The 26263-nt window shown below is 66.6% G+C and carries 16 protein-coding genes and 1 pseudogene; all 17 read right to left on the reverse strand.

Going from position 1 to position 26263, the window contains the following annotated elements:
• Positions 1–13: 13 nt before the first annotated feature.
• Positions 14–4183: a polymorphic toxin type 15 domain-containing protein gene (locus NH14_RS17710; RefSeq protein WP_477640193.1), complete on the reverse strand. Its 4170-nt coding sequence runs from the start codon at positions 4181–4183 to the stop codon at positions 14–16.
• Positions 4184–4627: 444 nt separating this feature from the next.
• Positions 4628–5887 carry a hypothetical protein gene (locus NH14_RS17715; protein WP_035530399.1) on the reverse strand — a complete coding sequence of 420 codons (1260 nt, stop codon included), beginning with the start codon at positions 5885–5887 and terminating at the stop codon, positions 4628–4630.
• 18 nt (positions 5888–5905) lie between these two features.
• Positions 5906–6586 (reverse strand): hypothetical protein, encoded by a 681-nt coding sequence (locus NH14_RS17720; protein WP_035530400.1) that lies wholly within the window; start codon positions 6584–6586, stop codon positions 5906–5908.
• A 123-nt stretch (positions 6587–6709) separates the two neighbouring features.
• Complete coding sequence (locus tag NH14_RS17725) at positions 6710–8956, reverse strand: type VI secretion system Vgr family protein (protein WP_035530403.1); 2247 nt, start codon at positions 8954–8956, stop codon at positions 6710–6712.
• Between the two features lie 3 nt (positions 8957–8959).
• Positions 8960–10138, reverse strand: coding sequence for a type VI secretion system baseplate subunit TssG (gene tssG, locus NH14_RS17730; RefSeq protein WP_084225764.1), 1179 nt, complete (start codon positions 10136–10138; stop codon positions 8960–8962).
• 23 nt (positions 10139–10161) lie between these two features.
• Positions 10162–12069: a type VI secretion system baseplate subunit TssF gene (gene tssF / locus NH14_RS17735; protein ID WP_035530404.1), complete on the reverse strand. Its 1908-nt coding sequence runs from the start codon at positions 12067–12069 to the stop codon at positions 10162–10164.
• Positions 12070–12083: 14 nt separating this feature from the next.
• Positions 12084–12641, reverse strand: a complete 558-nt coding sequence (gene tssE, locus NH14_RS17740; protein WP_052148292.1) for a type VI secretion system baseplate subunit TssE — start codon at positions 12639–12641, stop codon at positions 12084–12086.
• Positions 12642–12648: 7 nt separating this feature from the next.
• On the reverse strand, positions 12649–13140 hold the full coding sequence (locus NH14_RS17745) for an Hcp family type VI secretion system effector (protein WP_035530406.1): 492 nt from the start codon (positions 13138–13140) through the stop codon (positions 12649–12651).
• A gap of 44 nt (positions 13141–13184) precedes the next feature.
• Complete coding sequence (gene tssC, locus NH14_RS17750) at positions 13185–14708, reverse strand: type VI secretion system contractile sheath large subunit (RefSeq protein WP_035530407.1); 1524 nt, start codon at positions 14706–14708, stop codon at positions 13185–13187.
• On the reverse strand, positions 14695–15261 hold the full coding sequence (gene tssB, locus NH14_RS17755; RefSeq protein WP_035530408.1) for a type VI secretion system contractile sheath small subunit: 567 nt from the start codon (positions 15259–15261) through the stop codon (positions 14695–14697). The genes tssC and tssB overlap by 14 nt, the downstream gene beginning before the upstream one ends.
• Before the next feature lie 82 nt (positions 15262–15343).
• Positions 15344–16444: a type VI secretion system protein TssA gene (tssA, locus tag NH14_RS17760; protein ID WP_407947153.1), complete on the reverse strand. Its 1101-nt coding sequence runs from the start codon at positions 16442–16444 to the stop codon at positions 15344–15346.
• Between the two features lie 842 nt (positions 16445–17286).
• Positions 17287–18519 (reverse strand): annotated as a pseudogene (locus NH14_RS34115) (serine/threonine protein kinase); the annotation flags it as partial.
• Positions 18516–19172 carry a type VI secretion system-associated protein TagF gene (gene tagF, locus NH14_RS17770; RefSeq protein ID WP_244143484.1) on the reverse strand — a complete coding sequence of 219 codons (657 nt, stop codon included), beginning with the start codon at positions 19170–19172 and terminating at the stop codon, positions 18516–18518. The gene tagF and the pseudogene NH14_RS34115, both read right to left, overlap by 4 nt.
• Entirely contained in the window at positions 19154–22870 is a 3717-nt protein-coding gene (gene tssM, locus NH14_RS17775) for a type VI secretion system membrane subunit TssM (RefSeq protein ID WP_407947160.1), read from the reverse strand. The genes tagF and tssM overlap by 19 nt, the downstream gene beginning before the upstream one ends.
• Before the next feature lie 5 nt (positions 22871–22875).
• Positions 22876–24207, reverse strand: coding sequence for a DotU family type VI secretion system protein (locus tag NH14_RS17780; RefSeq protein WP_084225779.1), 1332 nt, complete (start codon positions 24205–24207; stop codon positions 22876–22878).
• A gap of 53 nt (positions 24208–24260) precedes the next feature.
• Complete coding sequence (tssK, locus tag NH14_RS17785) at positions 24261–25664, reverse strand: type VI secretion system baseplate subunit TssK (RefSeq protein WP_052148319.1); 1404 nt, start codon at positions 25662–25664, stop codon at positions 24261–24263.
• Between the two features lie 8 nt (positions 25665–25672).
• On the reverse strand, positions 25673–26209 hold the full coding sequence (gene tssJ, locus NH14_RS17790; protein ID WP_052148295.1) for a type VI secretion system lipoprotein TssJ: 537 nt from the start codon (positions 26207–26209) through the stop codon (positions 25673–25675).
• Positions 26210–26263: the final 54 nt, after the last annotated feature.

The raw sequence follows: 26263 nt of genomic DNA on the forward strand, positions 1-26263 counted from the left end.
CGTTGCGACCCTATCATTTTTTCCCCAAGCCACGGCATAGTTTCAGCTTAATGTTCATCAGATATCCTCCCCTCCCGATATCAATTGCGGTCTGCGCCCACTGTTCAAGGGCATCCGCGCGACCGTCGCTATTCCAGCCCGATCCAATTGACGAGTTCACGGGGGAGTCACCCATGCCTACCGGCTCGTAGTGGTGCCACCCTCCGGCGACCATGTCGGGATTATGGAGCGCCGCAAGCGTGTCCATGATTTCTCTAGTGCGTGCCTTTGCTTGCTTCAAGGCTTGCGCTTCGGTGAGGTTCGGATTTTTCTTTATTATGTCTTCAAGAAGGCTGGCCTGAATCGGGGCTTCGTATAACTTCCGGTATGCCCGTTGTGCTGCTTTGCCTTTAGGATTTCTTCCGCTTGGCTTCTTTTTGCCCGCTGCTTTCTGCGCCTGGAATGTTGCATCGAATGCATCGCGCGCGGCCTTGAATTCATCCGCCGTCATGCCGTTGATCCCGCGCTCCTGGCCGCTCAATTGCTTCGCATAGTTTTCCAGGTACTTGCGCTGGGCGCTTTCGGACAAGCCTTTGTAAGCATCCTTGTCGTATGGATGGAAACACGGGATTTTCGGCCATTCCACGTCCACGGGCTCGTTCGATCTCGGGTCCACGACCGGCTTGATGTCCGCCGGATACTCTCCCGGGCGCCCTACATACTCATGATCGGGTCCCTTTCCATCGCAATCGTTCGGATGATCGGCGTTGACACAACGTAGCCCCAGCACGTCGACCTGAACCAGCGGATTCGCAACGTAGGCGTAGAGATTGATTCCGCCCGACTGCCCGGCCGGGTCCGACTGCAGATATCGCCCAAGCCCTGGATGATAGGAGCGAAACCGGTTGTAATGCAGCGACGTGTCCCGGTCGTAGTAGTGTCCGGGCCATCGCAGCGCGTAGTCAATGGAATTTCCCGCTGCAACCCGGCTCATCCCGTAGGGGTCGATGTCCTCCGCAAGCCACGCCGTTTGCCCATCGCCATCGACGATTCGCTCCGGCAATCCTGCCTGATTGCACAGCACGAAGTAGGCATTGCCCGATTTCGGATCGGCGTCCAGGCCGGCATAGTCGATGAACATGAACGGCAGCAACGCCGTTTCGTTCACATATAGATAAAGACGAACCCGCCCGTCCGGTCCCATCTCCGCGGCTGGCCGGTCCCCGTCCCAGTAGTATTGCGTACACGCGTCGCCCATTCGCGTGGTGGTGCGCCGGCTCAAACCGTCGTACTCGGCGACCCACACCTCCGGTCGATCGCTCCACTCGACCTGCACCAGCAAGTCCAGGCTGTTATAGCGCCAGGTCGTGCGGCGGCCATCAGCGGCAATCTCGTGCGCGAGGTGATTGCGCTCGTTATGGTGAAACACCGCGGACGACGTGTCCGAGAGCCGATTACCCTCTACATGGCGCATCGACGAACCGTCTGGAGCCAACAGCAAATTGCCGGCGGCGTCATATTGAAAGCGACGTACCGGCCATCCTTCGCGCGTTTCGCCAATCAGCCGATGTGCCGCGTCGTACTGATACTCGGTGGTGCCCGCTTCGCTGTCGATCACGCGTTGAAGCTCGCCCATCGCGCTGTACTGATAACGCACGCCCCTCGCCCCGCGCGCCGCCTCGCTCGGGCCATCGCGCCATACGAGCCGCCCCGTGCAGCGGCCCGCGGTATCGAAGCTGCACAGCAGGTTCAATCCGTTTCCAAGGTGCAGATGGACCCGGCCGTCGTTCGAGCGCAGGAGCCGGTGCCTGCCGCCCGTCGGCGTGCAGATCAGCATTTCGCCGAGAGCGACCAGGTCGTAGCGAACCACGAAGCGATCAAACCACGTTGTACTGGCCAACCTGCCCTCGAAATACTCGTGATCGACGCCTGATCCATCGCGCTTGTCCGCGATGCGCCGTCCATCTTCGTCGTAATCGATCAGGATATCGAATTTGTCAGTCGATGCATTCGTGAAATTTCCGCGAGCGTCGTATTCGTAATAGTGAGTCTCGCCACTCGCGAGCATTCGCTTGCTATGCAGGCCATGCTCGCCGACTTCGAACTGAAGCAGCAGGTTGCCTTGCCCGTCGCGCTTCTCGATCAGCCGGTCTCCCGCGTCGTACTTGTACGTCTCCCGCAGCCGGCCGTGCCTCGTCACACTGGCGATCCTGCCTTTGAGGTCGTAGGTGTACGCGCTCTCATTGCCGTTCGCGTCGATGATGGCGGCAATCCCCGCTTTGGCCGTATACCGGTACCGGACGGTAAGACCCATCGGGTTCGTCTCGCTCTCGCGCAAGTTCCACGATGCGATGGTGTAGTGGTAGTCGCGCCCATCCTTGTCGCGCAACCGCACCAGATTGCCCGCAGCGTCATGGTGGAGAAGCTCCGCGTTCCCATGCTCGTCCCTGCGTACTACCACGCGGCCCACTGCGTCGTGCTGCGCTTCCGGTGCGCAGAGCGGGCAGGCCGGCGCGGCAACGCAAGCCGCGAGCGCCTCGATTTCCGGCGGCAACAGAATCCGGTCCGGCATGTCCTCGGGACTGTCCTCCCCCCATTGCTGCGCCAACGGCGTGGCGGGAACTTCAAGCACCCTCGCATTGGGCAGTGCGGGGGCATCTTGCCGCGTCGGCCAGCGGTTCTCCCACTGATCCAGACGTCCGGTATTACCGCCTCGCCTGTCATAGAGCCAGCTCATGACTCGCCCGCCCGAATCGACCTCGCAAGCGACTCGCCCATCGCCGCCCAGCACACGCTCGGTCACGCCCCCGTATGGATCCAGAATGCGCGTCACAGTATGGGTCGCGTTATACAGGAAGGTCCATTTGCCGCCATCGGCCCGCGTAACCACGGTGCGGCCCGGCTGATAATCGAGCAGGACGCGCCACAATCCATCCTGCCCCGCACTTTCGACGCAACGGCCATGACCATCGTAGCGGTAGGAGAACGAATAGCCGTTGGCATCCGTTTCGCGGATCATCCGGCGCCGGCCGTCGTAGCCATACGTCATCGTTGCGCCAGACGCATCGGTGGATGCCACGAGGCATCCGGCACGATCGTAGCGATACCGGGCAATGCATGACACGGCGCCTTGCGCGTCGACCATGTTCACGTCTGTGACATGGTTGCGCGCGTCATAAACGAAGTCGATCAATCTGCGGTGCCCGCCGTGCTCCGCCACCAGTTCGATTTGACGCAATAGCCCGTCGCTCGCGTAACGAAGCCTGCTTTCCACACCCTCGTGCACATGACGCATGAACCGCGCCGAGCGTTGCGATTCGTCCGCGCGTTCGAACGTGAATTCGCCCCGTGCGCCGTGCCGCATCACGAAGCGATTCGCGCCCTGCTGCTCCAGTTCGCAGCCTGCGAACACGCCCTCGTAGCGCCCCATGTCGTCGCAGCGAATCGGGTATTCCCGATTGAGGTTATCCACGTACACAGCGCGCGTGCGCAGCAGGCGCAACTCATGCTGGAAGGCATGACGAAAACCGTAGCCAAGGGCGCCGTCCTGATCGCTCCAGGCGCTGCAGTAATAGCGCTCCCACTTGAATGCGGGTGTGGCGCGCGTGCCGTAGTCGACGAACTCGTTCTCCGCCGCGCCCGTGACGACATCGACCGGGTGACCATCTTTGCACGGTTCCTCGTGCGTTCGCTTCGGCCCCTCGCCTTCGTCCTTCGGCTTGGCCTTCTTGCGCAGCCCCCATCCCAGCATCAGCATCGCCAGCGCATCGGGCATCGGAAAGCCGCCAATCAGCACGCTCGCGTCGCCAAGGAGCAGCGTGCCCATTCCGGGCTCCACGCCGGGGTCCTTGCCCATCAGATTGCTCAACGCCATCGCCATGGCATCCGCCGCCGTCTGGGCGGCAGTCACTGCAGCGTCCACCATGCGGCCGCCGACCGCCTCATCGACCGCCGTCGCTCCGCCCGCCACCACTGGCGCAGCCATGCCAGCAACGTTCATTGCGCGCCTGAACTTGCTGGCCTTCTCCGCCTCCTGCGCAATATGCCCCTTGCCGCTCATCCCGAGCGGATTGCAATGGCGCGTGAGATCGATCGCCATGCGCGCCGCGCGCGCGCCGCCGATGAACGTGTTGCTCGATCCCGTGCAGATTTCGAAGATTGGCGCGAGGCCGCCGCAGGTGGGTGCCATGCCCACATCCAGCACGCGCGCGGCGGGCATGCCGCCATACAGCACGCTCAGGCAGCCGCTGCCGATGGTCTCGCCAAAGCTCGGCAGCGGCACGCCATTGCTCGGTGGATGCGTGTGCGCATGCGGCACGCCCAAATGAGGCACGCCGATAAACGCTGCGGGCATGCCCGGCATCAGATCCGCGCCCGGAATCAACGCCATGCCGGTATTGAGCAACTGATCGAACGCGCCCAGGCCGCCCACCGCGCCATTGACGACGTCCGATATACGGTTCAGCGTGCTGGCGTTGGGATTGCCGAGATCCTGAAACGGCTGCGCACCGCTATTCACCGCACTGGCGAGCGCATCGACCGAGGTATTGCCGGTCGGCGCGATCAGCGGTGCGGGTGGCGTTGGCGGTGCGCTGGCCTCGGTTGCCGTGCGGGCCGCGTTGCCTGGATTGCCTGGCGGGGTGCTCATCTAGCCCCGCCTCTCCCGCTCCATCTCCCAATGCACAGGAATCCGATCTTTCTCCAGCTCGTATGCCCTGGCCTGCGTCTTCAACCCGGCCTGCGCGTACAGCGACGCCAGGCGCTCGAGCAGCGCCTGGCGCTGATTCTCGCAGCCAAAGCGCTCGCACAGCGCTTTGGCGTCCGTCCACGCGCGCGCGGCTTCGACGGTCTTGCGCGCGCCCAGCAACGCCACGCCCAGTTTCTCGAGCGCATCGACGGCTGCATGCGGAAACATCAGCTTGTCCGCGGCACGGTTAGCAAGCTCGAAGTATTCGATCGCGCGCGCGGGCTGCTTCAGGCTCAGCCACGCCTGGCCCGAGGCCATGAGCAGATTCAGCATCACGCCAAGATTGCCGCTATCGGCCCCCGCGTCGAGCGCGTGCGCGTACCAGCGGCACGCATCGGAATGCTGAGCGCTGCGGGTCGCGACCTCGCCGATGCCGCCCAGCGCCAGCGCCTGCCCCAGCGGATTGCGCTGCTCGCGATGCCAGCCATACAGCAGGCGATACTTTTCGAGCGCCTGGTCGAGCCGCCCGTGCGTGAGATCGAGCGCAGCCAGTTGCATCGCCGCCTGCATTCGCTCGGCGAGCGGACGGGCCGCGTCGTTGAGCGCGCCCACCAGCGTATCGGCGGTTTTTTCCGGCGAGAAGTCGAGGTCGAGCGCGAGCACATGACGGGCCTTCTCGCGCTGCTCGGGCGGCAGCAGGAAGCGCCGCGCAGGATCGTCGCGAAGGCAGAACCGGTGGCCTTCCATCCACGCTTCGAAGCCATCGAGCGCGAGCAGCGGCCAAACTGTTTCTCGGTAACTGGTTGTGTCCGCAACAGTTGACGGCATGAGCGCCCAGACAATATCGACGCCCTCCTCCACCAGCGTGCGCACATGCTCGACCGCTGCCTTGAGCCGCTGCGCGGGAGGCTGCCCGGGGTCGGTGCAAAGCAATGGAAGTGGAGCCCAAAGCGGCTCGCCATCTTTAACGCGCGCCTCGTTCTCGGCGGCGATCTGCGCGGCAAGCGCGTCCATGCACTGCTGCAAGTAGTGGCCTGGCGCATCGCATGCGAACGGGAACAGCAGATAGATGCGCTGCGCGTCGCGCCGGTCGCGCTCTTGAAGCATCTTGAACGCGAGCACGACGTCGAGATCGGTTGCGCCGATCACGAGCGCCGGATAGTCGGGCTGCTCGATGAAGTCGCCGAGCGCAGCGTCCGTGGCGGCAAATTCGCGCTGCATCGCCGGAGTGCTCGTGCGTCAGTTCAGCCGGATATAGCGGCTGCGCACGACCGTATCGGCATCGGTGCGGATATCGACGCCGCCACGCCCGGCTTCCAGTTCCAGCGTCTGCGCGCGCAGGCTGAGTTTGCCCGCGGCCTCCAGGTTGATGTCCGGGCTCATGAGGCGCACCACCGGCCCCGCACACGAAGCCAGAATCTGAACGAGCGGCTTGCCGTGGGCATCGTCGATCCGCAAGCATTGGTCGGGCGCGAGCTTTATGACGTGGCTCGCCTGCGCGTCCTGGTCCTGCTGCAACGCAGGCGTGACAGTTTCATCCGCGCCCGGTGCGAAAACACCTGTCACGAGCGGCTCGGCCCAGTTTGCCGGTTGCTCCACCAGCACACGATCGCCCCTGCGCGGCCGTTGCCCACGCAGGCAGGCAAGCCAGCGCTCCACCATTTCGCCGTGCGTATCGAACCAGCGCACGCGCACCCGGCCCGGGCAGTCCGGGTGATGCGTGTCGATCACCTCGCCGACAAGCAAGCCTTGCGCGCCAGGTGCTCGCGCGGGCGCTGCCGGAGCGGGAGCCATGCCCGCCTCGAACAAGGCGCGCAGCTTCGAGCGCGTGGCATTGTCGATGGTGTCCGTGTCGATTTGCGTGGCTTCCGTTGCCGCCTCGGAATCGACTTGATCTGCGTAATTCTCTTGAGCATCCATGAGATTCTCTCCGTTTCTCTGCCTGCCTTCTCGACGCAATGCAGTGTTTGCAGCACCATCGAGACCGCGTCGCGGTCACAAGTGGCGTTTGACAGTTAGTTGCATCTGCGAGACAAGCCGCAACTAGTTGATGTGAGCGATGGTCCCCTGAATCGTGATGCCGGACGAATCGAGCGTGATGCTCGCGCCTTCCGTCGAGATCTGGATCGTCTTCGCGTTGATGTTGACCTGCTTGACTTCCGGGTCGCCCACGTTGATGGTCGGCGCCGAAACATTCACGTTGGTGATGCCATAGACTTGCGTGAACGGCGTGCCGGTGATGACAACGCCCTTGCCGGTCCCGGTGATGTCCACGCCTCGCCCTTGGCCATCGCCCGTGATGCCTACGCCGTTGCCGGTTCCGTTCAGATCCACGCCCGAATCGCTGCCCTTGATGGCGACGCCGCCGCTATCGCCGGTAATGTGCATGCCATCGGTTTTCGCATGCAGGCGCACGGCCTTCGCCGTGCTCAAGCTGTACTCGCCGTTGTTCACATTGACGATGCGCGAGCCAGCGACCACCGTATGCGCACTAGTCTGCTGCACCACCACGGTGTGCGTGCCGGTGGCCACGGTGAAGCTGTGATTGCCATTGGTGACGGCATGCGTGCTGTTGCCCGTCACGGTGACGCTATGGTCGCCGCCCACGCTCGTGCTTTCGTTGCCGCCAATCTGCGCCGTGCGGTGCTGCTTGACGCTCACGGTCTCGTTGTTGCCGATCTGCTTGGCGCGGTTGTTGCTCACCTGCACCGTCTCGTCGCGCCCCACGGTGCGGGTGCGGTCGCGGCCCACCGAAACGGAATGATCGACCTCCGCCTCCATGTCGAGATTACGCTCCGCGTGCATCCACAATTGCTCCGAACCCTTGCGGTCCTCGAAGCGCAACGCGTTCGCATGCTCGACCGTGCCGCCCGGCGTCGAACGCGAGAGCAGCCCGCTTTGCGTCGCGCTCATCGGCAGGCCCCAGGGCGGCATGCGTGCGGCGTTGTAGACGCGCCCGGTCACAATCGGGTAATCGGGGTCGCCGTTCAGGAAATCGACGATTACCTCGTCGCCCGCGCGCGGAATCTGCATGCCGCCAAAGCCTCCGCCTGCCCATGGGCTCGACACGCGCACCCAGCATGAGGAATCCTGATCGTTCTTTCCGTAGCGGTCCCAGTGAAATTGCAGCTTCACGCGGCCGTACTGGTCGGTCCAGATTTCCTCGCCTGGCGGCCCGACCACGATGGCCGTTTGCGGCCCGTTCGTGTGAGGCCGCGGCGTGGCGCATGGCGAGCGGTATGGCAGGCTGTCGGGCTGCGCGAGCAGATCGGACTCGTGCAGCACGGGCTCGTTGCCGGTGTGGCTCGCGTAAGGGTTCTCCTGAAAGCGATACGCGCAGCGGATGACCAGATACCTGCGGTTCTGGTCCGCGCGCGGGCAGTGCGCGAGCTCGAAAAGATAGCCCGGTGCGCACGCGCGCACGTCGGTATGCGCCTGCGCGCGGTCGTAGACGCCCTGCAGTTCCTCCAGCCGCACGCGGTTGCGATGCTCGCCGTGCGCATCGTCGCGATAGCCGCCCGGCCACTCGAACACGGCATAGTCGTCGTGATCGTGGCCGCGCGGTTGCGCGCGCTGCACGCCCAGATCGGCGAGCGGCTTCGTGTAGTCGTAGTCGCTCGCCTCGCGCCGCCCCACGCTCACTTCCTGCACGGGCTGCCAGCGATCGATATGCTCTTCGTCGGCAATCGCAGCGCGGTCGCTGGCGATGAACGGAATCGTCGCGAAGCCGGGCAGGTTGCCATGCGAGGCCGTTGCATCGCAGAGCACCAGCGTATGCGTCCCGGCCTCGTGCCGGAAGAAGTAGTAGATGCCCTCGGTCTCCATCAGCCGCGAGACGAAAGCGAGGTCGGTCTCGTTGTACTGGACGCAATACTCGCGCGGCACGTAGGTCTCGCTGAGGCGGCTTTCGACTGGATAGCCATAGGGAGCGAGCACCTGCTGCACGATCTGCGGCACGCTCTTCTCCTGAAAGATGCGGCAGTCAGCGCTGCGGCTCGCGAGCCAAAGCCAGGGCCGCACGATCAGTTCATACGCGTAGTAGCGCTCGGCGTGCCGCCCGATCAGCGTGGCGCGCGCGACGATGCCGTTCAGATAGCGTTGCCCGGCGTCCGCCAACTCGATACGCACTGTCACCGGCTTGCCGAGCAGATCGCGCAGCGACACGCTATGGCTCGCGGCCAGCGCCTCGATGCGCCATTCGAACGGATGCCCGAGTTCCTCCTGGCCGCTCAGGCGATAGAACTTGAGCTCGTCGCCGAGCGGGCTGTCGAGCGTAAAGATGCGCGCCACGCGTCAGCCTCCTTGCGCTCGCGCGAAGTCGAGCGATTCATGGGTGCCAGCGCGAGCGGCTTGCGCTGCACGAGCGGCCAGATCGATCACGAGATCGCGTGCGGGCTGCTCGCCCACTCGCTGCCCGATCCATGTCGAAAAGCCGAGCCGCCCCGCTCCGCCAGGCGCCGCGCGCGGCACCTCGGGCGCCGCCAGTTCGAGTTGCAGGTCCCAGTCGAACTCCGCGCCTACGTACTCGCGCACCCAATGCACGAGTCTCGCGGCATCCGCGCCGCCAGGCAGAAAAGACTGGTAACGCGCGAGCGGCAGCGGCCCGAGCACGATGCGAAAACTGCCTTGCGCGTCGCGCACCGCGCGCCCGAGCACCGCGCCTTCGCCGAGCGCCGCGCGTGTGCCGCGCCCAGGCCGCCCGCCCTGCGCCACGCCGCGCTTGCTGGTTGCTCCCGACCCGCCTGCTGCGCCCGGCGTGCCTCGCGCACCGATAGCGCTGCGCTGCCGCGCGTCGAGTGCGACCCAGCGCACGACATGCTCGACAATGCGCACCGGCACGCCAAAGTCATGGCACAGCATCTGCGCGAGCCCCTCTGGATTGCGCGTCTGGCGCACCCAGTGGCCCGCGTGGAAGTACTTCGCATGACGTCCGGGCCGGCCAGACGTTTCGCGCGCGGGCAACGCGGGCTCCGTGGCGCGCGCGCCGATCAGGCTCGCGACATAGCCATCGAAGTGCGACGCACCGGGCCGGTCCAGGCCCACGACCGGCTGCGCATCGGCCCACGCGCGATAGAACAGCACGAGCAGGCGATGATGAAAGACATCGGCGAATGCGCTCATCGATGCATCGCCCACGCTGTGCGCGCGCTCGAATGCGTACTCGGTCATGTGCTGCGGCAGCGGGCCGTTGGGCCCGAACAGCCCGAAGCCCTGGACGAGCACGCGAGGCGGCGCCGGCTCGCCTGGCGCATCGGCAATGCCGGACACCATCGAAGGCGCAAAAGACAGCGACGGAATCTGCCCGAGCCGAACGGGCTCCGTGCCTGGATGTTGCGCCGCGCCGAGCCGCGCGGGCGCATTCGAGAGCGCATCGATCCAGCGCAGCAGGCAAAACAGATCGTGTTCCGCTGGCGCAGCGCGCAGCCGTTGCCAGAACGCCAGGTAGCGGGCACGGTCGCTCTCACGGTTCATGTTTCGATATCCTGACTTATTGTTCATATCGCCGGCCTTCTTCCCACACGAGCCGGCCATTCGGCGATTTCCCCACGTTGCGCCGAATACAGCGCGAACTCGACGAACGCGTTGATCGACGCATGCCGCGCGAAGAATTGTTCAAGCGCCGCGCCAAGCACATAAGGGCTGTCGCCCGCGAACGCGTGGTCGTCCACGGTCATCTCCACGCGTACGCCGCGCCCATAGACGAGCGGGCCCGCCACCGGCAAGCGCCTGAACACCGGTTCGCAGGCGAGCCGACGGATGCCCCGGATGCGGCGCGAGAGCGGTGCATCCGCAGGATCGGCGTAAATCTCCAGTTGCTCGCGCAGCCGCTGCGCGCCGGCTTCGTCGTCGATATCGGCGAGCGGCTGGTAGTTGAGCCCCAGATGCGCGATCAGCCGCCAGTTGACCTCGTCTTGCGCAAGCGGCGGGCGCGGCGTCGAAGGGCCGCGCACGATGCGCACGCGGCTCACCGGCGCGGAAATCTTCAGCGTGAGATCGGTCACGCCCGCGGCCGCGAGGTGCAGCGGCAAATCGCGGTTTGTGCACAGCGTATCGGCGGAAAGCAGTTCGATGCGCTCGTCGAACGGTGCATGCCTGCGGTCGACGAGCGACACGTAGACGTCCGTGCCCCCATAGTTCGAACGCATGCCGCCGCGCCGCGCCTGCGTACCCACCAGCCGGGTTTCGCGCCGCGCGGAAAAGTACGCGCCGGATTCTTCGGCATCGCCGGCATTCGCCATGTAGAGCGGATGGAACGCGGTTTCTCCCTGGGCGTTTCCATTGCTCCCTTCGCCCGCGCTGTGGCCGCTGTGGCCAATTACGCGCTTCACCGAGAAAATCTCGTAGTCGAGCGCGCGCGTGCGGTCGACCATCAGCCGGTACTCGCTCGTGCCGGGCGTCACGGGAATACGCTCCGTGCGCTTCGGAAACAGATTGATCGCGGGCGTGCAGTCGAGCGCGAGATGACTGGCGTCGATGCTGCGTTCGAGATCGGCGTCGTCGCCGTCGATGAGCAGCAGCATCTCGACGCTATCGCCGCGCGATGCCTCGAACGCTTGGCGCAGGCCACGCACGCTAAAAAAGAGGTTGCGCGCGCCAAACGCGAAATGCTCGCGCAGAATCCGGTATCCCTCGAAACCGCGCGAACTGGGTGGAAAGAGCGCCTGGTCCGCGTCGAAGCCTTCGTGAACGACGGCCTCCGGGCCGAGCGATGCGAGCCGGTTGCCCTCCACGCGCGGACCGGAATCCGCGGAATCGGCGCCATCGCGCAGCACGACGCCGAGCGTGCGCGCACACACGAGTTCGAGCAGCCGCATGGCTTGCCGCTCTGGACCACTAAGGAAAAACGTAAGCTGATCGACGGGCAAGCGCTTCAGATTCGCCCCGCCGCGCGCGCCCAGCACGATGCGCAAGGCGCGTCTCGCGCCTCGGCCCATGCCAATGCCCGCCGGCACCGGAATCAACTCGACGGCGCGCAGCACGAGCGGCCACAGCGTAACCGGCTGCGCAGTGCGAAACTCGCAGGCCGTTCCCATGCCGCGCGGCGCGGCCGCCATGAGGCTGGTCCCCGCCGGCACGGTAAAGCCCTGGCCCAGCGTGCCCTGGGCCGGATCGGCCTCGAACTGGACGATCGCCATCGCGGGCGTGGGCGCGAGATGATCGGGATACACGACATCGAGCAACCGCTCTGAGAAACGCGGAAACTCGGCGTCCATCTTCAACTGCACGCGCGCGGTGAGAAAGCAGAAGCCCTCTAGCAGGCGCTCGACGAACGGATCGGCCACGTCGATGCCGTGCATGCCGAGGCCGCCCGCGACCTTCGGATACTGGCGCGCGAACTCCGCGCCCAGCTCGCGCATATAAGCCAGCTCGCGGTTGTAGTAGTCGAGAAAGCGTGCGTGCATAGCGTGACGTGGGTTCAGCGCCGCGCGCGCTTGCTGGTGGAATCCGCGTCCCCGGAGCGGTTCAGCGGGCGCAGCAGCGCGAAGCCGGAATCCAGATCCAGATCGGTTTGCAGCAGCATGGAAATCGGCGGCTCCACGCATGCGAGCCGCCCCGCGATCTCGAAGGTCAGCACGTTATGCCGGCTCGCGCGCCGCGGGTCGCTCACACACTGCACCTCGACGCTCCCGCTTTGAAAGCGCGGTTCGAAGCACACGATGGCCTCGCGCAGCGCATTTTCCAGGTACTGCGTATCGATGCCGGACAACGGCGTGCCCGCGAATGCCGGCACGCCGAAGTTGAGCACCGAGCGGCCCGCTTCGGCGTAGCGGCGCGCATCGTGCTCGTCGAGCGCGCAGGCCGTGTTCAAGAGCCACGACAGATCGCGCAGCACCGCTTCGAGCAGCGTGCCCGTGCCGCGGCCGTCGTCGCGCAAACGGTCGAACAGCATGGGCCGCGCCGTGCGCCGCGGTTGGACCGCGTGGCCCTCGCGGGTCTCGCGCATGAAGTCGCGCTGAGCGGATTCACTCGCCATGCGGGCCTCACATTTCCGTGTTCTTCTTGATGTCCCAGCCCATCGTCACCTCGGGCCCCTTGCCGCCGTTCGCGTTCTGCTCCCAGTACTGCTTTTTCACGCGCGCGGCTTGAAAGCCGTACTGCATCATCAGCCGGTCGGTGGCGTCGCTCGTTTCCGCGCCCACCACGCGCGCCGTGGTCACGATCACCTCCTCCAGCGTGACGCGCGAGAACTCGATCTGCTCGCCGCCAGTCTTGCACGACGATATCTCCACCTTCGACAAATGCTTGCCGCTCGCGCAATGCTTGATGATCGCGGGGGTGGCCTTGTCCATGAAGGCCATCACCACGAGGTCGTCGAAGTTCGCCTTGCCCGCGTTGCCGCCCCCGCCCGTGGCCATGGCCGCCGGTTGCGTCGCGCCCCAGGAAAACGACTGGATGTCACTCCAGCCGCCATGCTGCTTGTCGGCGGATTCGCCCGTTGCGCCATCCACCTTCATGAACATCGCCACGCCCATTGTGTTTCTCCTGTTTTCTCAAGCGGAATGACCCACGATCCTCATCAACTGCCCGACGGCTCCAAAGCCGGCAATCGGGACACCAGCCGCAGCGACACCGTCAAGCCCTCCAACTGGTAATGCGGCCGCAGGAAAAACCGCGCCGAGTAATAGCCGGGGTTGTCGGTCACGGCGTCCACCACCACGCGCGCCTCGGCCAGCGGCTTGCGCGCCTTGGTGTCCTGCGACGAGTTCGCGGGGTCGCCGTCCACGTAGTTCATGATCCAGTCGTTGAGCCAGCGCTCCATGTCCGGGCGCTCTCGAAACGATCCCACCTTGTCGCGCACGATGCACTTGAGGTAGTGCGCAAAGCGGCTGCACGCGAACAGATACGGCAGCCGGCCCGAAAGCCGCGCGTTCGCGGTGGCGTCCGGGTCGTGGTACTCGGCGCTCTGATACAGCGACTGCACGCCGATGAACGCGGCCACGTCGGAGTTCTTGCGGTGAATGAGCGGAATCAGTCCGTTCTTGGCGAGTTCCGCCTCGCGGCGGTCGCTGATCGCGATCTCGGTCGGGCACTTGAGGTCGACGCCGCCATCGTCGGTGGGGAACGTGTGGCACGGCAGGTTCTCCACGGCCCCGCCCGACTCCACGCCGCGTATCGCCGAGCACCAGCCATAGAGCTTGAACGAGCGGTTGATGTTGGCCGCCATCGCATAGGCCGCGTTGGCCCAGGTGTAGCGGTCGTGGCGCGCGCCATCGGTTTCTTCCTCGAACTCGAATTCGTCGACTGGGTCGGTGCGCGCGCCATAGGGCAGGCGCGCGAGAAAGCGCGGCATCGCGAGCCCGACATAGCGCGAATCGTCCGATTCGCGCAGGCTGCGCCACGCGGCGTACTCAGTGTTCTGGAAGATCTTCGTGAGGTCGCGCGGGTTCGAAAGCTCCTGCCACGAGTCCATCTGCATCAGCGACGACGACACCCCGCCAATGAACGGCGCGTGCGCCGCCGCCGCGATCTTCGAGATCGATTGCAGCATCTCGACATCGGGCGGGCTATGGTCGAAGTAGTAATCGCCCACGAGGCAGCCGAACGGCTCGCCGCCCAATTGTCCGTACTCCTCTTCGTAGACCTTCTTGAAGAGCGGGCTCTGGTCCCAGGCAATGCCCTTGTGGCGCTTGAGCATGCGCGCGACTTCCTGCTTGCCCGCGGGCAGCACGCGAATCTTCAGCATCTCGTCGGTTTCGGTGTTGTTCACGAGGTAATGCAGCCCGCGCCACGCCGACTCCAGGCGCTGGAATTCGGAGTGATGGAGTATCGCGTTGATCTGCGTGGACAGCTTCTCGTCGATCGCGGAGATCATCTGGCGCACGCCTTCGTAGGCGTCCGAGGACAAGGTCGCCGTGCGGCTCTGTTCGAGCGCCTCGCGCGCGAGCGTCTGCACCGCGGTCTGCACGGCCACGCGCGCAAGCTCGGTCTTGGGGCTGATCTCGCGCTCCAGCAGCACCGAGAACTCTCCGCCGCTCAGCGTAGTCGCAGGCAAGGTGGTGGCGGCGCTGTGCAGCGCGCCTCGCGTTTCAGTTCGGCTCATGGTCGTCCTCCTCGCCGGCGTTGCGCGCGGGCGGCGCGTCGAGCGCTTTGGGTTCGGATAGCTCCGATAGTTCGGCGAGCAGCGCCGGGTCGCCCAGCGCCCGCGCGATCAGCTCCTCCGCACCGCGCTTGCCGTCCATGTACGAAAGCAGGTTCGCAAGCTGGGTGCGCGCCTCCAGCAAGCGCCGCAGCGGCTCGACGTTGCGCGCGAGCGCGGCGGGCGCGAAATCGTCGATGCTGCGAAACGCCAGCTCGACGCTCATCGTGCCGTCGCCCGTGAGCGTGTTGGGCACCTGAAACGCGAGCGCCGGAGCGATCGACTTCATGCGGTCATCGAAGTTGTCGACGTCGATCTCCATGAAGCGGCGCTCGGCCAGATCCGGCAGCGCCTCGCAGCGGTTGCCCGCGAGATCGGCCAGCACGCCCATCACGAAGGGCAACTGCACTTTCTGCTCCGCTCCGTAAAGCTCGACGTCGTATTCGATCTGCACGCGCGGCGCGCGATTGCGCGCGATGAACTTCTGGCCGCCGTCCAATGACTTGTTACGAGACATGTGAGTCAACTCCCGCGCAATCCGTGCGCTTTAAACCTCGATTCAGTACTCCGATTGACACCAGCAATTCACGCGTGGCGGCTCACGGCGGCGATTCATTGCGGTTCCCGCTCAGGTGGTCGAGCTCCCGCACGCTCTCCGGCGCGATGTCGCGAAAGATTTCGTAGAAGTTCAGCGAGAGCAGGCGCTGCGCCCGGCGCAGAAAAATGGGCGCAGGGTGGCTCGGCTCGTGCAATTCGAGGTAGCGGCACATTTTTTCGAGGCCGAAATCGATGTCGGCACGGCTCGAAATTTCGGCGTCGCGCCATGCGGTGCCGGTTGTGGCGTTCGCGCCATTCGCGGCGGGCGTTCCCGCCGCGCGCTGCTGCGGTAGTACGTTTTGCTCCGCGTTTTGCGGCGTGTTTTGCTCCGCCGCTTCCGGCATGGCTTGCGGCTGCGGCGTCATGTCTTGCGGCAGTTCGGCAGCCAGCGCCGCCAGCTGCCGTTCGAATGCACTCTTGTCGATCGCCCACGCCTCGCCAAGCCGCTCGCTCGTCCGGCGCCGCAATCCCTCCAGTTGCTCCCTCACCGAAAGCGCCGCCAGCAGCGCAGGGCTGCCCGCCGCGTACGCTTCGCGCAGCTCGCGCATGAGGCGTGTGCGGCCACCGGCGTAGCTACCAACGCCGTTGCCGACATCGCTGCCGCTTTCGCTCGACATCACGCCATCGCCTTGCTGCAACAGTTCCGCCGCAGCGCTCACGCTCAGCGGCCCAATGAGCGCCTGCTCGCGCGCCGCGCGCACGCAACCCTGCGGGCCGGCCAGTTCCGCCAGCGCATTGAAGCGCGGCAGCGGATCGGCCTCGTCATCGAAGAGCAGCGCCGGATGCAGCGGCTCCCAGTACGCGTCGAGCAACGCCGACGCGAGCTGCAAACCATCCGCATAGCCTTGCAGGCCACGGCTGTCGATCCACGCCCAGGTGAGCGGCACGACAATGCGCAAGTCCTTCGTGCGCGCGAGCAGCACCAGCGCGAGGCGCTCCACCTCGCGCCACGCGGGCGACTGCGCGGCGATGACCACGTCGCCGTACTGCTCTTCGGGCTTCGCCGTGGCGCAGCGCTGAAACTCCAGAAAATCCGCGTCGTATTCGAGGTCCGGTCCGCACGGCGCGTCGGCGCTGATCGGTGCGAGCAGGGTGTCGATCATCGTTCGGTCTCCTTCGCGCATTACTCGAACTTGTAGCTGATTTCGAGCGGCGGGCTGCCCACGTCGAGCGTCACGGTCCGCACGTAGGGTTGGAGCGAGCCGTTGCGGATTTCGATGCGATGCGTGCCCGGCGAAAGACTTGCCGTATGGAACGGCGGGCTCACGCCGCGCCTCACGCCATCGACATAGACCTCGCCCCACGGCAGGACCTGGAAGTGCACGCGCACGGGCCGCATCGGCGCGGGCGTGCGCACGTTGGGCGCGATGGCCGTGCGTGTCGGCGTGTGGGCGACCTGCGGCCCGGAAGGGGCGGCCTGCGTGGCGTCCGCGGCTTGAGCCGTTTGCGCGGATGCGGTGGATTGATCGGTAGAGCTATTGGTGGGATCGTCGGCAGTGTTGTCGGTCGCATTGGCGGGCTTGTCCTTGCCGGCTTGCACCTCCACCACCGTGGTGTCCGTGGTCAGAGCCGGCGCGGCGGGCGGCGTGCTGGAACCGGGCGTCGCCAACGCGGACGCCGCCGTTCCGGGTTGCGCTTGCACCTGGGGTTGCGCGGGCGGGTTCGCGGCGGGAGCGGCGGGAGCCGCAAGCGCCAGAGTGGCCGGGTGGCTGGCCGGTGCAGCGGGAACTGCAGGCGCGCTGGGGTTCGCTGCCGTCTGCGTGGAATTTTCCGGCGTGTGAATCGCGTAGCGCAGCGCCAGAATGCCCACCGCCAAAACGAGCAACAAGACGAGCGCGGGGATGCGCATCGAACGCCGCGCAAAGCGCGGCGCCAACGATTCGGATGCCGAATCGTGTGGTTGCGCGTCTGCCGTCGCAGCAACGTTATCCGCGGATTGTGGCGGTGGCGTTTCTGGTTCGACCTCACGCGGGCTTGCGTCCGGTGCCGGTGCCGGTACTTCAACGCTATCGCGCGGCTCTACCGCCTTCGCCTTCGCCTTCGCCTCCGCCTGCGCATTCGCCACGGCTCCCGCAGGCTTTTCAGCAGCGGGCGCAGGCAGATCGGGTGCCGCCGCGCGCGGCATCGCTTCATATCCAGCCGGCACGAACACGCCCGGCGTGGGCTCGTGCAAGCCGAGCGCCTGGGCAAACGCCGCCACCGATTCGGGCCGGTCCTCGATCCGCAGCGCGAGCGCATGGTCGATGGCGGCCCGCACGCGTTCGCTGTAGTGCTCCTGGCCGTTCCTCTGTTCATCTCCGTTGGCCGCCGCGCGCCCCGCCAGCGGCCGGTACTGATCCTGAATGCTGCGCACCACCGCGGCCGGCGGCAGCTCGCCCGTCATCAGCGCGTACGCGACCGCGCCCAGCGCATAGATGTCGGTCCACGGCCCCTGCTGGAACGCTGGATCGTCGGTGTATTGCTCGATCGGCGCATAGCCGGGCTTGAGCATCATCGCGGTCTCGTCGACCATGTCGCCAATCAGCTTGCGCGCCGCGCCGAAGTCGAGCAGCACCGGGTTGCCGTTGGGCAGGATGAGGATGTTGTCGAGCGAGATGTCACGATGAAAGCACTGCGCGCGATGCAGCACGTCGAGCGCGCCCAGCACCGCCGCCAGCAAGCGCAGCAGCGCGGGCTCGCTCAAGCGCTGGCCGCGCTGATGCAATTGCTCCAGCGTCTGCCCTTCGTAGTACGGCATCACCATGTAAGCGGTGCCGTGGCTCTCCCAGAAGTGCAGCACCTTCACGAGGCCCGGGTGATCGAATTGCGCGAGCAGGCGCGCTTCGTTCAGAAACGCGGCACGCCCTGCATCGAAGGCCTGCGAAAAGCGCGCGGCGCGCAGCGCGACCGTGAAATCGCCCTCGCGCGACGCGAGCATCGCGGGCATGTACTCCTTGACCGCGACCGCGCGCTGCAAGGTGCGATCGAACGCGCGATAGACAATACCGAAGCCGCCCGTGCCCAGCACCGAGTCGAGCTCGAAGCCGGCCAGCCGGTGGCCGTTCGGCAATGGCCGCACGCTGTCGCTGCCGGGTGACGAACCCACCTGCGCTCCCCCTTTCGAACTGCTTTTCGAGCCGCCTTGTGAACCCGCGCGCGCGGCATTCGGCGCGGCTTCGGCGTAGTGCGGGTCGGTCATGCCGGTCCTCCCTGCGGCTCGCCGAAAAGCCGCTGAAACAGCGCGGCATCGAGCCCGCCCGTGTGGACGTCGGTGCGCGGCGCGCCGTCCCCGGCTTCGGTCCACCAGAAGCTCGTCATGCCGTGCGGGTCGAAGTACTCCCACAGGTTCGGCCAGCCGCCTTCAACACCTGGCGCATCGCTGCGTGCGAGCGCAGAGTCGTCGCGCAGGCCCTGGGCCAGCGCGAGGTCGAAGTCCTCCGGTCCCAGCGCGCCGCGTATCGCGTCGCGCACGATCGCGCCCATCAAGCGGATGCGCAGATCGGCGAGCGCGCCCTGCCCGCGCTCGCGCACGCACCGTTGCGGCGCGAACGGCTGCGCGACCACGAGCGGATAGCGCCGCCCGACCCGGTCGCGGCTCGGCGCGACGCAGCCGAGCTGCACCCAGCCCTCGCCGCTGCCGGCCGGAATCGCGAAGCTCCAGAGCGGCGTGTGCGCGTCGAGCGTGGCGCGGCCCGCCGCCATCCCGTGCGAAAGCCATTGCTCCCATGTGCGCGAGAGCGCGCCCTGCATGCGGCGGCCCACGAAATCGCCCGCGCCCGGCAGCTTGCCGTACCAGGCGGGCAACGCGAGTTCAGCGCCAATGAGCGCGCCGTTCATGATTTCCCCGGACACGAAAACGACTCCAGTTGTGCGAGACGCAAGGGATTGCGCACGCTGTCGGCGCTCACCTGCATCGCGAGCGCGTGATGATCGACGTTGAAACCGGCCACCATCTGCTCGGGGCCCTGGCCGCGTCCCGGCGCGGCGCGATCGAAGAGCCGCATGAGCGCCCACGGTCCCTCGGTCACGATGCCGTCGGTCGCGCCGGACTGATCGACGACCTGCAGCCGCACCTGGTTCATGCCGCGCGGCCCCGGCCACTGCACCGTCACGGGCGCCTGCGGGCCGTGTGCGTAGCGCACCTGCTGGCCGTCCACGTCGAGCGTCCATTCGGAGATGTCGGGGTCCATGTCGAGCGGCTTGATTTCCAGCTTGATGGTGGGCGTGCGCGCGCCGCCCGCGAAAAACGCATCGCGTATCACGGCGGCTTTTTCGAACGAGGCGAGCAGCGCGCTGTCTCCTGAAGCACTGGAAACGCCCGATGCACCCGTCGCCCCCGCGCCGCCGATAAAGCGCCACGGCTGCACGCTCGTATCCACGCGGTTTTGCAGGTTCTTCTGGAAGAAGTCGTCCATCATGCCGCCCTGCGCGAACAGGCGCGCGAAGTCGCCGGGCGCGACGTCGCGCGAGGAGCCCCGCGCAAACGGATAGCGCCCCGCGATGGCCTGCCGGCAAAAGTCGCCGATGTTGACGGACGCGCTCTGCGCGAGGTTCTGGTCGACGTTGTGGGTGACGGTGCCCTGCGCGGCGTTCGCGAGATCGCCCAGCATCTGCCGGAACGGGGCGGGCATGCGGCCGGCCTCGGCGCGGATCTGGTCGGCGCTGTCCGACTGCGGCGGCGTCCCGCCGCCGCGCAGCGCGGCATCGGCGGCGGTGAGCCACGTATAGAGGTTGTCGATCGACTTGAGCACTGCGGCCATCGCGGCATTCGCGCCGCCGCCACTGCTGTCAGTGGTGCCACCTGCGCCACCCGCGCCGCCGGCCTGCGGGCCGCCGAACTCGCGCAGGCCCGCGAAGTGCGCGTCCACCACCGCTTCGGGCCGCGCGTCCGCGCCCGCTGCATCGCTGCCGCCCTGCGGCTGACCGAAGATCTGCGCGAGCGATTCGCGCGCCTGGTTCACCTTGTCCTGCGCGCCCGCCGCGAGCCCGCCTGGTCCGCTTGCGCTTTGCATGAGCGTGGTCTGCCGCGCGGCGGCATTCGCGAGACGCGTGAGCGGCGAGTCTGGCGCTGAGAGCACGCGCGCAATCTGCGTGACCTGCGCAATCGATGCCGTGCCCTGCAAACGCAGATCGCCGAGCAACGCGTCCCAGCGGCGCATGTAGTCGTCGAGATAGAGCGCGCGCACGTCCTTGGCCTGCGCACTCGCAGCAGCGGGCGTCGCGGCTTCCTGCGCGCGCAACCCGAGCACCCAGGTTTCGTCGCGGCCAAACGCTTCCACCGCCGCTGCGAGGCGCTTGTCGAACACCTTCCAGTAGCCGTCCCAGGTATAGAGCCCCGGCACGCCTTCGTTCAGACTCGCGCCGCTCGCGCGCCGGAACACCAGCGCACCCGAGGGGCCCGCCATCTGTGTCACGTTCACGTCGTAAGCGGCCGCCGCCGGGCGCAGCGTGCGCGCAAGCTGTGCATACAGACGCTGCGCGAAGGTGAGCCGCGTGAGCTTGTCGCGCGCGGCGGCCACCATCTGCTCGTTCTGCGCGAACGGCGAGACCACCACGCGGCCCGAGAACAGCGCCGCCATGTGCGCGCGCAAGTCGTTGCGATGCGCGGGCGTGAGTTGCGCGCCGGGCGCGGAGGCAATCTCCAGGTCCAGCACCGCCTGCACGAAGTCGGGATCATAATGGGCGCCGTCGTAGAGCATCAGATACGCCTTGAGCGCCGCGTACACATAGGCGGGGTCGTCGGGCGGCGCGTCGCGCACCGCCGTTTCGAGCCGCCGCGCGGCGAGCGGCAATAGCAACTCATCGAGCGCGCGGTGATAGACGTTCTCGGCGGCCGACTGCACCTTGTCGCCCTGGAACAGCCCCCAGCGATACGCGAGCGGCGCGTTGGCCGGATCGACGCCTTCCACGTGCCCGATGTTGCGCATCGCGTCGAGCATTGGCAGCACGCGCGCGATGTTGTCGGCGTCGGTGATCGTCACGCCTTGCAGCGCGCGGTCGATTTGCGGCACGCGCGCCTCGACCGAAGCCAGATACGCACGATTTCGCGCGTAGCTGCCCACCCACGCCGCCAGCGCGCCGGCCAGCAGCAGCGCGAGCGCCGCGTAGCCGACGAGCGCGAGCATGCGCTGGCGCTGATACCAACGCATATCGGTGCCGGCGAGGCCTGCTTCCTTGAAGATCAATTCCTGAAGCAGGTCCTTGAGAAAGAAACTGCGCCCGCTCGCCGCCGACGCGGCCACATGGGGCGCGGGCGGCGCGCCGTCGATCTTGAGAAAGCGCTTGATGCCGCCCATCACTCGGTCGAACACCGTCCCCTCTTGCGTGCCGCTCGTGAAATAGACGCCGCGAAGAAGCGGCATGGCGTCGAAGCGCGAAGTCGAGAACACCTGCTCGATGAATTGCCCGAGCACCTCATGCAAGCCGATGAATTGCTGCGGCAGCGAATAGATAAGCTCGCGCCGGCGCGCATCGGGTTCGGCGGTGAAGAGTTCGGGCAGCGCGTCGTTGAGGCGGCGGTGCAGCAGCCGGTATTCGCGGTCGAACACGGGGCGCAGGCTGAAGTCGTGCGCTTCGGTCTCGGCCAGCGGGATCGTGAAGCCCCACACCTGCGCGCGCTCGGTGCGGTTCAGGCGCGCGAAGTAGTCGGTGAAGCCCGAGAGCAGGTCCGCCTTGGTCACCAGCACGTAGACGGGGAACTGAATGCCCAGCTCGGTGCGCAGTTCCTGCAGGCGCTTGCGCAGCGCCATCGCATGCCCAGTGCGCTCGACCTCGGACGCGCCCAGCAGATCGGACACGCTGATCGTCAAAAGCGCGCCGTTCAGCGGCTGGCGCACGCGGTACTTCTTGAGCAGCGCGAGAAAGCCCGACCATTCGTCCTGATCGAGCGCGCGATTGCTTTCGTGCGTGGCGTAGCGGCCCGCCGTATCGATCAGCACGGCTTCGTTGGTGAACCACCAGTCGCAATGGCGCGTGCCGCCCACGCCGCGGATCGCCGCCTTGCCGAACTGCTCGGCAAGCGGAAACGTGAGGCCCGAGTTCACCAGCGCCGTGGTCTTGCCCGAGCCAGGCGCGCCGATGAAGACGTACCACGGCAACTGATAGAGATACTGCCGCGTGAGACCTTCGAACCAGCGGCCGATACGGCCGCGCAAGCCCTGGACGTTCTGTGCCCCTTTCTGTGCACTCCCCAGGCGCGCGCTGCGCAAGAGTTTCGCGGCCTCGTCGAAGCGGCTGCGCAACTCCTGCGCATGCGGCGCTTCCTCCTCGCGCGCGTTGCGGCTTTCAACCGGCTCGCGCAACTGGCTCAGCAGCTGCGCGTTCAACTGCGCGGCGCGCCAGTGCCGGTATCCCGTGCGAGCGGCCCACACCGCGAAGATCAGCGCAATGAAGAGCGCGCGAGAGAGCACGCTGTCGAGCGGTCGATACGTGCCCACCGCGATCAGCGGCCCCACGAGCCAAATCAGCGCCGCGAGCGCAAACAGACCGATGACGGCCCACACGCGCACGCTCAGAAGCGCGCGCAGCGCGTGCCATGCCGAACGCCCGATGCCGCTCATGGCGCAGCTCCGGCAACGCCCGTATCCGGCGTCGCGAGCTTGGGCGGCGCGGTGAGCAAGGTAATTTCCACGCGCCGATTGCGGGCGCGGTTCGCGGCGCTGTCGTTCGGCGCGACGGGATCGGCGGCGCCGCGTCCTTCGGCGCGCACGCGAGCGGCATCGCCCAGACGCGCGGCAAGAATGGCCGCCACAGCCTGGGCGCGCTCGACCGAGAGGTTCCAGTTCGACGGGAAACGCGCGCTGTGCACCGGCACGTTGTCGGTGTAGCCGGCCACGACAATCGCGCCCGGCACGCGCGCCAGCGCGGCCGCCACGCGCGCGAGCGTCGGCTGGTAGCGGTCGATCACGGTGGCGGAGCCCGATTCGAACAGTCCGTCGCCGCGCATCACGATCACGCTGCGGTCGGCAGCGTCGCGCACTTCCACGAGCCCCTCGGCAATCTCCGGCGCGAGGAAGCCCGCGAGGCGCGGCGGCGGCATCGGGTGGACCGCCGCGGGCTCGGCGGCTTGCAGGCGCACGCTCGGGATCTGCAGCCGGCCGATCATCGCGAACGCTTTGTCCGAGCGCCCCGCCAGCGCGAGATCGAACCCAAGATACACGCCGAAGCCCACCAGCAACGCGAGCGCGGCGCAAGCCCAGAGCGGCACGGCGAAGCGGTGCGGATCCTCGCGCGCGATCTCGTCGCGCCAGTGCGCCGAAAGCGCGGCGTCATAGTCGCCGCGTACGCTGCGAATCGTGCGCGCGAGCGAGTGGCGCAGATCGTCGAGCTGGGCGCGGCCATTGTCGAGCACGCGATAGCGCCCTTCGAAGCCCAGCACGAGGCAGTAATAGAGCAGTTCGAGCAGATTCAGCTGCTCGCGCGGCTGCTGCATCAAACGACTGAGGAGTTCGAAGAATTTTTCTCCGCCCCATGTCTCGTTGTGGAACGCCACGAGCAGGCTGTTCGCCGACCAGTCGCCCGCGCCGCCCCACGGCGTGAGCGCCGCCGCCTCGTCGAGCGCCGTGCACAGGCAATAGCGCGCCGCGCCGATCTGCTCCGGCGACGCGCCCGCGCCGCGCGCGCGCTCTTCGAACTGGCGGATCTCGTTGGCGAGGTGCTCGCGCAGCCAGGCCGGGTTCGGATGGTGCACGGTGTAGCGGATCTGCGGAATCAGGTTCAGCAACGCGTTGGCCGCGGCCACGAGCGGATTGCCCCCTTCAGCGGAGGCCGCCGATGCGGTGGAGGCAGCCAATGCGGCGCCCGTGAACCCGCGCGCATCGCCGGACGGCGCATCGGTGCGCCACGGCTCGTCGCCCGTTGCCTGGGCGAGATCCGCACGCGCGGTCATGAAGGCGCCATGGCCGGCCTCGCGTTGCGCGGCGAAGGGATCGTTGAGCGGATTCATCGCGTGTCACCTGCACGCATTTCGCCTACTCGCATGTCGCGGATCGCCCAGAACTCCATCGCGAGGCCCGGAAACTCGCCGGCCAGATGCAGCGCGAGACCGCCCGAGCGTTCGAGTTGCCGCCACAGGTCGCCGGCCTTGTCGATCTCGAAGTAACTATGGCCGGCGTGATACGGAATCTGATGCGGTGCGACCGGCAGCGCGCGCACGGGAATGCCAGGCAGCTGCAACTGCACCAGATCGCGGATGCGCTCGACCGGCCCAAGCTTGACCTGGGCGGGAAAGCGCGTGCGCACGCTTTCGGCGGGCACGTCGGCGCGCACCGCCAGCACGAAGCCCGCGTCGCGCAGCAGCGAGGTGTCGGCGATCACGGCCACCTGCATGCCGTTGCCCGCGTCGGTAAGCGCGATCTGCACGGCGTTCTGGTCGAGTACGGTGGCAAGCGAGCGCCGCAGTTCGGCGAACAACTCGCCAAAGGTCGCGCGCAAGTCGTCGTGCCGATAGGCCGGCAGCACCTCGGGCCTTCGTGAGGCCGCCGTAAACGTGGCGAAGTCGCAGGCTAGCTTGAGCCAGTCGCGAAACAGCAGTTCCGGGTGAACGCCCGGCGTTTGCGCGGTATGTGAAGTCACCGCCAGATAGCGATTCACGAGTTGCAGCAGCAGGAAGTCGGCGACCTCGGAAACGCCGCCGCGCCCCGCCTGCGCGAGCCGTCCGGCAAGCAGCTCGCTGCGCTGCGCGAGCAGCCGGTCGAGTTCCTGCATGTAGCCCGCCAGTTGCGGATGCGCGTGCGCGTCGAGCAGCGGCGGAATATAGGTCTCGTCGATCACCAATTGGCGGTCGGTGCGCCGCTCGATCACGCGCAGCACGCCCATCGCGTGCCAGTCGTCATCCACGCTGGTCGCGAGCGCGAGCTTGAGCTTCAGGCGTCCTAACTGCACGAGCGCGGGCTCGAGGCGCACCTCGTTGACGTCGGCGATCTCGGCCTCATGGGCCACGTAGCGCGCAAGCGCCGCCGCGCCGCCGCCGAACGTCACCTGCGCGCTGCTGCTGCGCGGGGCCGGCAGCGCCAGCACGACCGTGGTGTCGCGCACGTCGGCGCCCACTTCCAGCGCTTCGGGCGCCTCGTCGAGATGCGAAAAGTCGAACGGCGTGCCATCGGGCAGCATGCCGCTCGCGGCGCGCAGCATCACCTTGCCGTGCGCGAGCGCCTCCTCGTCGATGCGCAGACACGCGAAGCCCCATGAATAGCGTTGCAGCGGCGCGCAGCGCAGATGCACGTAGCGCTCGAAGTAGCGTTCGAGCTGCTGGAAATGCTGGGGCCGCAGGAACATGCCCTCGGACCACACCACGCGGTCGCGCTGGCCGGCACCGCCCGTGACGGGCGCAACAGGAGCATTCATGCGGTCGTTCATGGAGCATCACCGGCATTGGGCGTGGCGACGAGTCCATCGCCTTGCACCGCGATTACGTAGCGCATCTCGGAGGGCTTGCCCTGCCAGAACTTGAACAGGTTGGTGCTCGCGGGCGGCGGCAACGCCACCACGACCTTCCAGCGACGCTTCTCCAGCTTGCGGTAGCCCGCCACCACGCCGAGCGCGCGCACCGCCTCGCCGCCGGGAAAGTGAATCGTGCGCGACTCGCCCGGGCGCAGGACGATACGGTCCGTGCCCGCCAGCTCCGCGCCCAGCGCGTCTTCGGGCTTGCTTTGCAGCGAGAAATAATCGGCGTGGCTGAAATTATTACCGGATTTCAGCTGAAACGTTTGCAGCGCTATAGGTGCTGGCCGATTTTGAGAATCGCGATTGACGTCGGCCGCCACCTGAAATGTAACAGAATAAGGAACCGGTAAATTCTTCTCCGTCGATGCACACCCCCATAATAATAAAAAGGCAAAATAAATCCCCGCGCGCAGTTGAAGCACGCGCTTAATTTGCGCTCCGTACATACCGTGCCAGTCCTCTGATTCAGCGCGAAAACACGTTGCTCATGCACAGGCACG

The organism is Paraburkholderia sacchari, from assembly GCF_000785435.2.
GTDB classification, from domain to species: Bacteria; Pseudomonadota; Gammaproteobacteria; order Burkholderiales; family Burkholderiaceae; genus Paraburkholderia; species Paraburkholderia sacchari.